Source organism: Streptomyces sp. NPDC058637 (assembly GCF_042717325.1).
Lineage (GTDB): Bacteria > Actinomycetota > Actinomycetes > Streptomycetales > Streptomycetaceae > Streptomyces.
Window position 1 is genome coordinate 26,728 of the sequence record NZ_JBHXRD010000009.1, and the last position, 12,977, is coordinate 39,704.

The following is a 12,977-nucleotide window of genomic DNA, read 5'->3' on the forward strand; positions in this document are numbered from 1 at the left end:
GGATTCGCCACCCGACGGCACACGGAGGTGGGCGTAGCCCTCGCGGCCGGCGAGGAACCGCGCGTCGGCTTGGGCCGAGACCTCGTCGGGCACGTCGAGGTACAGGGTGGGATGGAATCCCCAGGCCGGGAGCGCCAACCGGTAGCCGCTGGCGAGCGGAACAATCACGTGACACCCGAGATCCGGCTCCGCCGGCTGCTGAAGGGTCGCCCGGTCCCATAGCCCCTCACGGAGCCTTACGGGAATTCCCGACCTTGCCGAGAACCGGCTTGTGCTGGTGCATCAGGTAGCCGAGCGTGGCTTCGGATATGAAGATGTTCCTCAGACTCTGCGGGGCCACGGCCGACCTCCGGACGGCTTTCCGTACATCGCGGCCAAGTGGTACGCAGGCGACGCTTCGCCTGCGCGGTTGAGGCGAGCCGCCTCACTGCTGGTGGTGACGTTCTCGGGATCGGCCAGGATGCGACGGGCGACATCTCGTAGCACCTCGGAGGCATGCGGATGCAGTTCCACGCGATGGTCCACGTCCAGAAGCCTGGGGCACTGCTGCGTCCTGTCCTCCTCGGAGTGGTTGTCGAAGTACCGACGGGTACTCAAGCCCGGTGCCCAGCCGCTAATGATCTTCCGGCCCCGTGGGCCCTACATGCTCGTGTACGACGTCGGGGACACCGAAGCCCTGCCCGACGCCCTGGCTCTGTCCAGGTCGATCACCGCTCCTGCGTCGGTGTCCCCTCGCGCCGGCGTGAAGGAACTCGTCGAGGTCTGGCACCACACCGAGACGAACCTCGCACCCCTAGGAATCCGGCTCACCCTGGTCGACCATGGAGCCTCCTCCTACGGGCGTGGGTACCCCGGCAGGTCCGGCGGGTTCGTCGAGCGTTCTGGCAGCGGGCCCGGGGACCTGCCGGAGACGTACCCGACTTTGCTCGAGATCGAGGTCAGCCGGAACCAGCCTCTGCTGGACCGGTACGCCACGCTTGCCCACGAGCTCGGCCACCTGTTCTGCGGGCACCTCGGCGCAGGCCCCGGGGAAACCTGGCCCGACCGGCAGTTGCAGCCCCTCTCGTATGAGGAACGCGTCAGCCAACGCAGCAGGAGGCGGTTTGGAGCCTCCCCCGCGTGGGCGACTCCGAGGGGCCAAAACACTCATCATCTGTGCAGCATCATCGGGTTGCTACCGGCCTACACCGGAAGCCCCTCTCCGTTCAGGACACACGAAGGCGGTCGCTTTTCCCAGCACCTCGATCGTGGCCTCCTGCTCGCGGACCTTCCGCCGCAGCCGGACCAGTTCCTCGCGCTCTGCAGTGGGCAAAGCCCCGGCGGGCCCCTCGCCGCGGTCGATCTTTGCCTGCTTCACCCACCCGCGCAGCCCTTCAGGACTGACGCCCAGATCCCTCGCGACCTCGGTGACCGTCTTCTCCGACGACAGCGCCAAAGCGACCGCGTCCCGCTTGAACTCGGCCGTATACCGCTTACTCATATTGCTCTTCTAACCCACAACCTGTGACTGCTTCCTCCGGGACCATCCGTCCCAGTATCAAGCTGTCCAGCCGACAGGGCTCCCTCCGCGCGATTCAGCGGGCGCAGTCGGTGCAGCAGTGCGGGGGCGGGCTGTGCGTGCAACGGGCCCAGGGCATCCGCCTCCCGGAACAGCTCGTCCCAGCGCTCGCGGATGAGCCGGGCGACCTCGTGATTGTGGCCGCCGGTGTCTGCGCCGCTGTCCGGGGTCGTGGCGAGTTCCCCCGTACGAACTGGTTGTCGGCGAACTCACTCCTTCTGGTAGCGGCGGTCTCCTCACCGTCACGCTTCTCCTGCTACGCGGTTACGTAGGAGCACTCATTGAGCCGAGTCCGGGGATCGACGGACCGCAGGAGACAGGTGACGGACATGCGAACTGAGGCCACCAAGAGGGTCGAGCTGATCTTCTCCCTCTTCGACGCCAACGGCAACGGGGTCCTCGACTCCGGCGACTTCGACCTCATGACGGGACGGGTTCTGGAAGCGGCGGTCGCATCGGACGACGGCGCCAAGGAGGCCATCCGGGCCGCGTTCCGCCGTTACTGGACCACGCTGGCCACGGAGCTGGACGCCAACGGCGACGGTGTGATCTCCGTCGACGAGTTCCGTCCGTTCGTGCTCGATCCCGAGCGCTTCGGTCCCACGATCGCCGAGTTCGCCGAGGCACTCGCCGTACTCGGCGACCCTGACGGGGACGGCCTGATCGAGCGCCCGCTCTTCGTATCGCTGATGACGGCGATCGGCTTCGCGGAGGCGAACATCCACGCGCTGTTCGACGCCTTCGGCCCGGACGCCGAGGACCGCATCACCGTGACCACGTGGGCCAGGGGCATCGAGGACTACTACGCGCCGGACATGGGAGGAATTCCGGCTGACCAGCTGGTGACTGTCCGGGCCGTCTGACACGGCCCGGGCCTGAGCGTTCCGTGGCGGCGCGAGCCGTCCCGGGACGCCGCCGGTCAGCACGCCCCGGCTCGCCCCCCACGCGCGCGGGCGTCGGCCCCCGTGCGGTCACGGCGGTGCCCGGCCCGTGCGGACGTCGTCGTGAGCGGACGTCAGGGCCGGGGCTTGTTCGCGAAGACCCACCGGTTCCCCTCCAGCGCGTCGTTCGGCTCGGGAAGGGGACCACGTCCCAGCAGGCGGGTGAAGTCGAAAGGCGTGTGCATCGAGATGGACCAACCCTTGGCCGCCAGATTACCCGCGGAGTCGGGGCGCGGCCCCCTGTCGAAGAGGTCGAGCAGATCGATGCCGATCTGTTCCCGCGTCGCCGTGTAGATCGGGCTGTCGCGGTACGCCAGTAGATCCTTCTCCAGCTTGGCCTCGAATGCCAGGGCGCTGCCCCCGGTGGTGAGCCGGTCCACCGTGTCGATGAGGTACGTCTCGGCGGGGCCCGGCAGGTAGAAGAGCAGTCCTTCGGCCAGCCAGACGCTCGGGGCGGCCGGGTCGAAGCCGACAGAGGTCAGCGCGGTGACCCAGTCGGCGCGCAGGTCGACCGGTACCGGGACCCGCTTCGTCTTCGGGGCGGCCGACAGGTCCGTAAGCACCTGTTGCTTGAAGGCCAGCACACCCTCCCTGTCGATCTCGAAGACGACGCAGTCGGCCGGCAGGTCCAGCCGGAAGGCGCGCGTGTCCAATCCCGCCCCCAGCAGGACCACTTGGCGGATGCCCGTACCGACCGACCGGTGGAGGAATTCGTCGAGGACCCTGGTCCGCAGACCGAAGTAGCGGGCGAACCTCCCCCACAACGGGTTGTCGTCCCCGTCCGGGACCTGTTGGATGCTCACCGGCCAGTCCGTGCACGCGAGGGCAGCGCGCACGAAGTGCTCCGCGTAGACGTCCCGGGCCAGGCTGTCGTGGCGGTGGGTCTCGATCGCCCGCGCGGCGGCGACCAGGAGAGCGGTCAGTCCCACACCCGCGTCCACGCCTTCCGCGCCGGTCCGCCGCGTCGCCGTTGTGGTCGTCTCCCCTTCTGTGGGAGCGAAAAACATGGAAGGGTCGCTGGTGGGATGGCGAGGGTCTCCGGTGGTGGACGTTTCACTCATCGGTCTCTTCTTTCCGGCAGCAGGACGGGCTTGATCACGCGTCCGGCGTCACAGTCGCGTTCGGCCTCGTTGATGTCGGCCAAGGGGTAGGTGCGGATCAGTTGGTCGAAGGGGAAGCGGCCGGCCTGCCACAGACCGATCAGCCGGGGTATCAGCAGTTCGGGTACGGCGTCCCCCTCGCAGATGTGCCGGATGCTGCGGCCTCCGTCGAGCGTGCCCGGTTCGAGCGGCAGTGCGGTGTGAAGGCGTGCCACGAGGCCGAGGGTGCCGGTGGGGCGCAGCGCGCGGAGCGCGTCGTTGATAAGCGGGGCCCAGGCCGTGGTGTCCAAGGCGTACTGCGCGCCGCCGTCGGTGTGCCGTCGGATGCGCTCGGCCAGTCCGGCCGTCACGGCGGGCAGCGGGACCGCGCCGAACCGCTCGGCCAGGTCCAGACGCCCCGGATGCCGGTCGACGGCCACGGTCCGTACGCCGGCGGCGGCGGCCGCCATGACCGCGGCCAGCCCCACCGCTCCCGCGCCGAGTACGACAAGGGTGTCACCAGGACCGGCACGGAAGGTGTTCAGCACGGCTCCGGCGCCGGTGAGGGCGCCGCAGCCGAGCGGACCGAGCAGTTCGAGCGGCAGGGCGGGGTCGACCCGGACGGCGTTGCGCGCCGGGACGAGGGCGTATTCGGCGAAGGAGGACTGGCCGAACCACCGGAAAGCCAGCGCTCCTCCGGCGGCGTCGGTGAGCCGTGAGGCGTCCTCCTCGCGTCCCCCGAAGAGGTTGAGTGAGGCGAAGGAGTCGCAGTAGGCGGGGGCGGCGCCGCGGCAGTTCCGGCAGTCTCCGCAGGAATCGAAGCTCAGCACGACGTGGTCACCGACGCCGATCGCGCTGTCCGGGCCATCGCCCGACGCCACCACGACTCCTGACCCCTCGTGGCCGAGGACCGCCGGCAGCGGGGTGCGGCCGGCTGATCGCCGGACCGCGAGATCGGTCCGGCACATTCCGCATCCCGCGATCTCGACAAGGATCTCACCGGCGGCCGGGCCGGTCCTCAGGACGACTTCCTCGATCGCGAACGGGGTCTCGTACGAGCGCAGCACCGCGGCTCGGAACCTCATCGCTCTTCCTCCTGCGGCCGGTGCACGACGAACGGACGGAGGTTGCCGTAGAGACCCCACGGTCCACCCGCGACACCGACCCCGCTGTCCTTGACGCCTGCGAAGGGCTGGACGAGGGAGAGTTCGGCGTGGTGGTTGATCCAGGCCGTGCCGCATTCGAGCCGGTCGGCTGTCGCCGCCGCCCGGTCGAGATCGGTGCCCCACACGGAGCCGCCCAGCCCGAAGCCGGTGCCGTTGGCCGCTTCGACGGCTTCGTCGAGATTTCGGTACGGCAGCACCGGCAGGACCGGTCCGAACTGTTCCTCGGTCACCACCGGGTCGTCGGGGGGGACGTCCGTGAGGATCGTGGGAGCGAAGAAGTAGCCCGGTCCGTTGAGCCGGTGACCGCCGGTCGCCGCCCGGGCTCCGGCCGCCAGGGCCCGTTGCGTGACCCGCTCGACCCGGGCCAGCTGAGGGGCGTTGTTGACCGGCCCGAGCCTGGTGTCCGAGTCCAGGCCGGGTCCGACGACGACGGACTTCGCGCGGTGTGCGAGGGCCTCGACCACCTCGGCGTGGAGCCGGGCCGGTGCGTAGACGCGTTTGACCGCCATGCAGACCTGCCCGCAGTTGCGGAAGGCGGCCCAGAACAGCCGGTCCGCGATCCGGTCCACATCGACGTCGTCCAGGAGGACGGCCGCGTCGTTGCCGCCCAGTTCCAGGGTGACACGGGCGAGGGAGGCCGCCGCAGCTGCGGCGACGGCCCGCCCGGTCGGCACCGAGCCGGTGAAGGTGACGTGGCGGATACCCGGGTGGGAGACAAGGTGGGCACCGAGGGGTTCCCGGCCGGTGATGACGGTCAAGACATCCTCGGGCAGGGCTGTGGCGAGGACGTCACCGAGCAGCCGGGTGGCGAGGGGGGTGTACGGGGACGGTTTGAGGACCACGGTGTTGCCGGCCGCGAGTGCGGGCGCGAACTTCGCCGACGCGAGCTGGAGGGGGAAGTTCCACGGCACGATCGCGGCAACGGGTCCGAGAGGGCGCCAGCGGATCTCGCTGTGTACGGGTCGGCCGTCGTCGATCCGGCGGGTGCGGGGAGCCAGATCGGCGAAGTACCGCAGCCGGGCCGCCGTACGGGCGACCTCGGCGTACGACTCGGCCAGGGGCTTGCCCTGTTCCCGGGTGAGCAACGGAGCGAGGTCGTCTCCGGCAGCCTCCACGGCCTCGGCGGCGGCGTTCAGCCCTGTGGTGCGGGCGGCCGGGTCGGCGCGCCATCCGGTCCAGGCGCGCCGGGCCCGGTCGATCGCGTCGTCCAGCTCGTCCGGCTGCTGGTCGGGGGTCTCGCCGAAGGTCTCCTCGGTGGCCGGGTCGATGACAGCGAGGCATGGGGCACGGTGTCGGTGTCCGGGGGCACGGCAGGCATCCGGCGTCGGCATCCCGGTGGTCAGTTCAGGGCCGGGACGTCGGCGGCGTACTCCCGGGCCTGCCGGTCCATCTCCGCCCGGAAGGCGGCCACCAGGTGCGGCTGGATCCGCCCGGCATTGCGGTCACCGCCTGAGCAAACCGCTCCCCGCACGCCCACGATGTCCGTGCCGATACGGGTCAGCGGACCGAGGTCGGCCTGCTTGACGCTGCCCGCGAGGGCGGCGAGCAGACCGGACGCGTGGGCGCGGCGGACGAACTCAGCGCAGACTTCCGGCGGAACGTGGTCGAACAGCCGCGTCCCGTCCTTGATCGCGGTGTCCAGCATCGCCGCGTCGGCACCGGCGCGGGCTGCGATGTCGGGCAGGGCGAGCGGATTGACGCAGCCGACGCGGTGGGCGTCGGCGTAGCCCGAGGCGACAACGAGCGCGTCCGGGCAGTGGTCCTTCACCGCCCGGACAACCGCCTGCATGACCTCGACGCCCTGCTCGGGAGTCGTGCATCCGTACAGGCCCACCTTGATGTACGTGGCGCCGGAGACGGCCGCGCCGAGCGCGGCCTGCGCCACGGTGCCGGGCTTGTACGGCACGTCGCCCACGGTGGCGGACACCGGTTTGTCCGCCGGTACCGCGTCGCGGATCTCCCGGATGACCCAAGGAAAGTTGGCGCCGAGAGAGCCCTCATCGGGCTTCTTGACGTCGACGATGTCGAGGTGCTCCGCCGCCTTCGCGCAGGCGAGCGCTTCCTCGACGCCGTCCGGGGAGATGAGAAGCAACACCGTGAACTCCTTCCGCCGCGAGTCCGCCCGGCCGGGGCACGGGAAACTGCGGATCACCTGGTTCATGTGCGGTGTACTCATCATTTCCATTTGCCGCGCGCACCGGTAGGGCGTGCGGAGTCCCCGGGGCGGCGCGTGTATTCACGCGTAGCACTCCGTGTGCACCGGCGCGAGCCAGAGCCTGTTGAGCCGTGCCGAAACCGACCGTACTCATGGGCGCGCCCCAGCGCGCTTACGTGCTCCAGTGCTCGTGTCCGTATCTTCGCAAGGTGGGTCTGCACAGCGATTGGTGTAACTCGTGGGTTGGTTTGCTGTGCTGCGATGAGCCGGCCTTCGAAGGCGATGACGAAGGCCTGGATGGAGCCTGAAAATCCGGAGACCTGATGAGTGGCCGCCTCACCAGGCTGACCACCGCCGCAAGGTCGGCCCGCTGCGTCAGCAGCTGCGGCCTGGAAGTGTGAGAGATCGCTGCCCTTCGACCTCTCCGGTCTGGCCAAGCAGCTCAACGGCACCCGCAAAGACTGGACTGTGCTGCACACCCTGCTGCACGCTGTCCCGACCGGATGGTGGACCACCTACGGCGACGTGCCGGCGGTGATCGGCAGCCATGCCGTTCCGGTCGGAAGACACCTGAGCGCCTGCGGCCAATGCCCAGCCCCTGGCACGTCCTCAACGCAGCAGCACGCGTCGGCGACGGATTCCAGTGGACGGACCAGACGCGAACGGACACCCCTACGGAGATCCTCAGGGCCGAGGGGGTCAGCGGGGCCGTCGCCGATGCGGACATGCGCTCGACCAGGACGCTCTCCGGCAACTACTCGGCATCTGAGCAGTGGCCATCCGGGCAGCACCGTGAGTACCCCACAGTTGTCTGAGTTGCTGGCCCTCGACTCCACCGGGCGGGTCCGGCGCTCACCCCGCCGGGCCCCGCCGGGGCGCGTTACTCGAGGTCAGGGCCGCGTGCGACCCGAAGAGCCTCCGCTCCTACTGCCGACCCGACGCCGTGCCGGAGCACTACGGAGCGACGGCGCGGATGTACGGGCCCGAAGCCCTGTGCCTTTCAGGGCTGTCGCAGCCTTCCGTGCTTGTACTGCGAAAGCTCCCTCGCATGTCCCTCCGACACAGCTGAAAGCCCCTGAAGTACCGTGCAAGATTCTCTCCGTTCGCCGCACGCATGATACGGAGAATCGGCGGCACGACCCCTGGGAGCGATCTTGGTCAGCCCAGAAAGCTCAGGCGCACCCGGCGGTCAGCATTATCGACGTTCGTGTCCACCAGGCACACCGACTGCCACGTCCCGAGCTCCAGCCGTCCCCCGATCACCGGCAGCGTCGCGTGCGGCGGCACGAAGGCGGGGAGTACGTGGTCGCGGCCGTGGCCGGGGCTGCCGTGGCGGTGCCGCCAACGGTCGTCTGCGGGGAGCAGCGTCCGCAGCGCGGCGAGGAGGTCGTCGTCGCTGCCGGCGCCGGTCTCCAGCACCGCGATTCCGGCGGTGGCGTGGGGCACGAAGACGTTGAGCAGGCCGTCCCTGCCGTGGGCGGTGCGGGCGAGGAACTCTTCGCAGTCCCCTGTCAGGTCCGTGACCGTTTCGGTCCGTCCGGTGGCGATGCTCAGCACGTGCGTGGTGAAGGAGTCGGGCATGGCCCCATTCTGTCGCCGCCGGCCCCCTTCGCGCGCCGGGAAGATCCAGGACCCCGTCACAGTTGGTAGAAGCGTGAACAACTTCGGGTCGCGTGAGCTGGACGTGGTCGTGATCGGCGCCGGGCAGGCGGGGCTGTCCGCCGCCTATCACCTGCGCCGCGCCGGGCTGGAGCCCGACCGGGACTTCGTCGTGCTCGACCACGCCCCACGGCCCGGCGGCGCCTGGCAGTTCCGGTGGCCGTCGCTCACCTACGGCAAGGTCCACGGCATGCACGCCCTGCCCGGGATGGAACTGACGGGCGCCGATGACAGCCGGCCCTCGTCCGCGGTGATCGGGGAGTACTTCGACGCGTACGAACGACGCTTCGGCCTGCGGGTGCGCCGCCCCGTCGAGGTGGGCGCCGTGCGCGAGGGGGAGGCCGGCCGGCTGCTGGTGGAGACGTCCGAGGGTCCGTACGCCCCGCGTGCGCTCATCAGCGCGACGGGCACTTGGGATCGGCCGTTCTGGCCGCGCTATCCGGGCCAGGACACCTTCCGGGGGCGGCAGTTGCACACCGCGAACTATCCGGGACCCGGGGAGTTCGCCGGGCGGAGGGTGGTCGTGGTCGGCGGTGGGGCCTCGGGGACCCAGCACCTGATGGAGATCGCCGAGGTGGCGGCCGCGACGTACTGGGTGACGCGCCGGCCCCCGGTGTTCCGGGAGGGCCCCTTCGGGCAGGAGCAGGGGCGGGCCGCGGTGGCCATGGTGGAGGAGCGCGTACGGCGCGGGCTCCCGCCGCAGAGCGTGGTGAGCGTGACCGGGCTGCCGGTGAACGACGCCATCCGGCGGGCGCGCGCGGAGGGGGTCCTCGACCGGCTCCCCATGTTCGAGCGGATCACGCCGGACGGGGTGGCCTGGGCCGACGGTCGTACGGTCGAGGCCGATGTGATCCTGTGGGCGACCGGATTCCGGGCCGCCGTCGACCATCTGGCCCCGTTGAGACTCCGCGAGCCGGGCGGTGGCATCCGTGTCGAGGACACCCGGGCGGTACGGGACGCACGTGTCCATCTCGTCGGGTACGGCCCGTCCGCCAGCACCATCGGCGCCAACCGTGCCGGGCGGGCAGCGGTCCGCTCGGTCATGGGGCTGCTGAATGGCTCAGGCGGCACGGGCGGCACAGCCCGCGCGGACAGCGAGGAAAGTGGCGACCTGGACCTGGTGGACAGCTCGACCGTCTGACCGGTGCCGGGCAGCACGCCGAGCGCAGATGGCGGGTGACGGGTGACGGGTGACGGGTGCAGCACGCGCACGACGACGACGTGTTGTGGACCGCGAGTCGCGCCGCCGCACCGTCCCGCTGAAGCGGCGGCGCGCCGCGTCAGCGCCCGGGGCCCGGAACGGCCGGTCCTGCGAACGGGGGCAGCGCCACGAACTCCGGGGCCACGGTGACCGCCTCCGCCAGCGCGTCGAGGGTCCGGCGTACACGGGTCAGCGGGTGGTCGGTGAACTCCGCGTCCCACCGGGCATGGTCCGCCGCGTGGAAGGGAAGACCGCCCTGGACGTCGGGGGCATAGGGATGCGGCCGGAAGTACTGGTCCGGGCCGGTCTTCGCCAGGACGACGGCCTCACGCATCCCGGTCGTCCCACGCTCCGCGGCCTGGATCTTCACCACGGTGCTGCACCCGGCGCGCGGCACCGTGAAGCTTCCGATGAACGCCTGGCCGCTGGGCTGCCGGGGCAGCGGCAGCTTGACCAGCTGCCGCAGGGCGGGCAGCCCGCCCAACGTCTTCACCGAGGCCTCTATCAGTCCGCCGCCGGCCCGAGCCGTCCCGTGGGTGAGTGCGTTCCGAAGGGCCGGGCCGTCATCGAGGCCGGCGGGCAGGTCGGGCGGCAGTCCGAAGTAGTACACGGACAGCACGTCGCCTACGTCGTTCGCCCAGGCCTCGGTGTCGGTGATTCCGTCGTTCTCCAGCTGCCGGTATCCGGGGAGTCCGACCCCGAGCAGTGCTCTCATGGACCGCGATCATGCCGTACGGGCCGCCGCCCTTCGCTGGGCCCGGGGAAACCTCAGGTGGCGGCCACCGGGGCCGGCAGGCCGTCACGGCGGACGAGCGCGGCATAGCGTCCGCCCTGCTCCAGCAGTTCGTCGTGGGGCCCGCGCTCGGCGACCCGGCCGCCGTCCAGGACGACGATCTCGTCCGCGTCCCGGACGGTCGAGAGCCGGTGCGCGATGGTGAGCGTGGTGCGGCCCTTCGACAGCGCGTCGATGGCCTGCTGCACGGCGTGTTCCGTCCGGGTGTCGAGGGCGCTGGTCGCCTCGTCGAGGATCAGCACGGGCGGGTCCCGGAGGATGGTGCGGGCGATCGCGAGCCGCTGCTTCTCGCCGCCCGAGAAGCGGTACCCGCGCTCGCCGACCAGGGTGTCGTAGCCGTCGGGCAGGGAGGCGATGTGGTCGTGGATCTGCGCCGTGCGGGCCGCGGCCTCGATCTCCTCGTCGGTGGCCTCCGGCTTGGCGAAGCGGAGGTTCTCGGCGACGGAGGCGTGGAAGAGGTACGTCTCCTGGGAGACCACGCCGACGGCCCGGGCGAGTGTGTCGAAGTCCAGGTCCCGCACATCGACCCCGTCGATGGTGACCCGGCCGCCGGTGACGTCGTACAGCCGCGGCACCAGATAGCTGAGCGTCGACTTGCCCGAGCCGGTGGGACCGACGACGGCGAGGCTGTGCCCGGCCGGAACGGTCACGTCGATGCCGCTCAGCGTAGGACCGCTCTTCTCGTCGTAGCCGAAGGTGACGTCCTCGAAGGCGACCTCGCCGCGGATCTTCTCCAGCCGGACGGGTTCCTCGGGCTCGGTGATGTCCACGTCGAGGTCGAGGTACTCGAAGATCCGCTGGAACAGCGCGAGGGACGTCTGCATCTGCACACCGGTGGAGAGCAGGCTCACGGCCGGCCGGAACAGGCCCTGCTGGAGCGAGACGAAGGCGACCAGCGTGCCGATGGAGACGGCTGTGGCTCCCGACTGGAGGGTGAGCCCGGCAGCCCAGTAGATGACGGCGGGCATCGCGGCCATCACGATGCCGATCGTCGACATCCGCCAGCGCCCTGCCATGTTGGACCGCACCTCGAGGTCCACCAGGCGCTCCGACTCCTCGGCGAAGCCCCGGGTGAGCGAGTCCGAGCGGCCCATGGTGCGGCCGAGCAGGATACCGCTGACCGAGAGCGACTCCGTGACCGTGGCCGCCATCGCGGCCATCTGCTTCTGGCGCTGGGTGGTGATCTTCTTCCGCTCACGGCCGACGCGGCGGCTGATCCAGACGAAGACGGGCAGCAGGAGCAGCGAGACGACGGTGAGCCGCCAGTCCAGCGCGAGCATGGCGACCACGGTGGCGATGACCGCGGTGAGGTTGGAGACCAGTGACGTCGCGGTGGAGGTGACCGTCGCCTGCATGCCGCCGATGTCGTTGGCGATGCGGGACTGGACCTCGCCCGTGCGCGTCCTGGTGAAGAAGGCGAGCGGCATCCGCTGCAGCTGGGTGTAGACGGCGGTGCGCAGATCGTGCATGACGCGCTGGCCCACCGTCGTGGAGATCAGGGTCTGCAGGACACCGAAGACGCTGGTCATCACGGCGGTGAGGATCATGCCCAGCGCGAGCAGCGTGAGCAGCCCCGTACGCCCCTGGGGGATCGCGGTGTCCAGGATCTCGCGGAGCAGGAAGGGGGAGGCGACCGACACCAGTGACGAGGCGCCGACCAGCAGCCCCACCACCGCGAGCCTGCCACGGTAGGGGCGGAAGAGGCGGAAGATGCGGCGCAGCTCGGCGGGCGGCTGTTCGGCGTCACCGGCAGGAGGTTCCCACCCGGGCTCGTCGGGTTTCATGAGCTCCTTCGACAGCGTGGGGCCGACAGGTCTCGGACGGAGGCGTGCGGCTGAGGGGACGGACGGATCTTGCGGATTACGGGATACGGGTATACGGATTACGGGTATACGGAATACGGCTACGGTTTACGGAGCCTAGCTCATTGTTACCCCTACTCACAATGAACAAGGTCCTGTTATTGTTCCCTCATGGACTCCCCCGATTCCGACGGCCAGGTGGCCGAGCAGCTGCTCCGGCTCACCCGCAGGCTCCATCGCATCCAGAGCCGGCAGCTGGAGCCGATCGGCATCACACCGGCCCAGTTCCGGCTGCTGCGCACGGTCGCGCACTACGACGGTCCGCCCCGGATGGCCGATCTCGCCCAGCGTCTGGACGTCGTCCCACGTGCGGTCACCACCCTGGTGGACGGCCTGGAGGCGAACGGCCGGGTGCGCCGCGCTCCTGATCCGACGAACCGCCGGGTGGTCCGCATCGAGATCACGGAGGAGGGTCGCGCCGTGCTCCGTTCGCTGCGCAGCGCGCGCAAGGCCGCCGCGGAGGAGATCCTGGCTCCGTTGACCGCCGACCAGCGCGAGGAGCTCGGCGGACTGCTGACCGCTCTGGTCAACGGGATGCCGGAGCGCCGCCGCTGCTGAGGCAC

General features: G+C 70.3%; 12 protein-coding genes. 4 read left to right on the forward strand and 8 right to left on the reverse strand.

Annotated elements, in window-relative coordinates:
* Positions 1-1,174 precede the first annotated feature (1,174 nt).
* Positions 1,175-1,480: a transposase gene (locus ACFWVP_RS11065; RefSeq protein WP_384495557.1), complete on the reverse strand. Its 306-nt coding sequence runs from the start codon at positions 1,478-1,480 to the stop codon at positions 1,175-1,177.
* Between the two features lie 407 nt (positions 1,481-1,887).
* Between ACFWVP_RS11065 and ACFWVP_RS11070 the strand changes: the two genes are divergently transcribed.
* The gene (locus tag ACFWVP_RS11070) at positions 1,888-2,421 is read left to right on the forward strand and encodes an EF-hand domain-containing protein (RefSeq protein ID WP_384495559.1); all 534 of its coding nucleotides are present in this window, start codon (positions 1,888-1,890) and stop codon (positions 2,419-2,421) included.
* 152 nt (positions 2,422-2,573) lie between these two features.
* Here the strand turns inward: ACFWVP_RS11070 and ACFWVP_RS11075 are convergent, their stop codons facing one another.
* The 4 genes from ACFWVP_RS11075 to ACFWVP_RS11090 are packed head-to-tail and all read right to left on the reverse strand — an operon-like array spanning position 2,574 to position 6,839.
* Positions 2,574-3,506, reverse strand: coding sequence for a class I SAM-dependent methyltransferase (locus tag ACFWVP_RS11075; RefSeq protein ID WP_384495870.1), 933 nt, complete (start codon positions 3,504-3,506; stop codon positions 2,574-2,576).
* A gap of 50 nt (positions 3,507-3,556) precedes the next feature.
* Positions 3,557-4,663, reverse strand: a complete 1,107-nt coding sequence (locus ACFWVP_RS11080; protein ID WP_384495561.1) for an NAD(P)-dependent alcohol dehydrogenase — start codon at positions 4,661-4,663, stop codon at positions 3,557-3,559.
* Positions 4,660-6,075 carry an aldehyde dehydrogenase family protein gene (locus ACFWVP_RS11085; protein WP_384495562.1) on the reverse strand — a complete coding sequence of 472 codons (1,416 nt, stop codon included), beginning with the start codon at positions 6,073-6,075 and terminating at the stop codon, positions 4,660-4,662. Before ACFWVP_RS11085 ends, ACFWVP_RS11080 begins: the two co-directional genes overlap by 4 nt.
* An 8-nt stretch (positions 6,076-6,083) precedes the next feature.
* Positions 6,084-6,839, reverse strand: a complete 756-nt coding sequence (locus tag ACFWVP_RS11090; RefSeq protein ID WP_384495564.1) for a (5-formylfuran-3-yl)methyl phosphate synthase — start codon at positions 6,837-6,839, stop codon at positions 6,084-6,086.
* A gap of 647 nt (positions 6,840-7,486) precedes the next feature.
* On the opposite strand from ACFWVP_RS11090, the gene ACFWVP_RS11095 reads away from it, so the two are divergent.
* Positions 7,487-7,714 (forward strand): hypothetical protein, encoded by a 228-nt coding sequence (locus tag ACFWVP_RS11095; RefSeq protein WP_384495565.1) that lies wholly within the window; start codon positions 7,487-7,489, stop codon positions 7,712-7,714.
* Positions 7,715-8,057: 343 nt separating this feature from the next.
* Here the strand turns inward: ACFWVP_RS11095 and ACFWVP_RS11100 are convergent, their stop codons facing one another.
* A complete protein-coding gene (locus ACFWVP_RS11100) occupies positions 8,058-8,480 on the reverse strand; it encodes a YjbQ family protein (protein WP_384495567.1) in 423 nt (140 codons plus the stop codon).
* A gap of 73 nt (positions 8,481-8,553) precedes the next feature.
* Here ACFWVP_RS11100 and ACFWVP_RS11105 point away from each other — a divergent pair, with 73 nt between their 5' ends.
* On the forward strand, positions 8,554-9,699 hold the full coding sequence (locus ACFWVP_RS11105; protein ID WP_384495568.1) for an NAD(P)-binding domain-containing protein: 1,146 nt from the start codon (positions 8,554-8,556) through the stop codon (positions 9,697-9,699).
* Between the two features lie 139 nt (positions 9,700-9,838).
* Here ACFWVP_RS11105 and ACFWVP_RS11110 read toward each other — a convergent pair whose 3' ends face one another.
* Both ACFWVP_RS11110 and ACFWVP_RS11115 read right to left on the reverse strand, forming a co-directional pair.
* Positions 9,839-10,474, reverse strand: coding sequence for a hypothetical protein (locus tag ACFWVP_RS11110; protein WP_384495570.1), 636 nt, complete (start codon positions 10,472-10,474; stop codon positions 9,839-9,841).
* Positions 10,475-10,527: 53 nt separating this feature from the next.
* Positions 10,528-12,336: an ABC transporter ATP-binding protein gene (locus ACFWVP_RS11115; protein WP_384495572.1), complete on the reverse strand. Its 1,809-nt coding sequence runs from the start codon at positions 12,334-12,336 to the stop codon at positions 10,528-10,530.
* A gap of 189 nt (positions 12,337-12,525) precedes the next feature.
* On the opposite strand from ACFWVP_RS11115, the gene ACFWVP_RS11120 reads away from it, so the two are divergent.
* Entirely contained in the window at positions 12,526-12,972 is a 447-nt protein-coding gene (locus ACFWVP_RS11120) for a MarR family winged helix-turn-helix transcriptional regulator (RefSeq protein ID WP_384495574.1), read from the forward strand.
* Positions 12,973-12,977 lie beyond the last annotated feature (5 nt).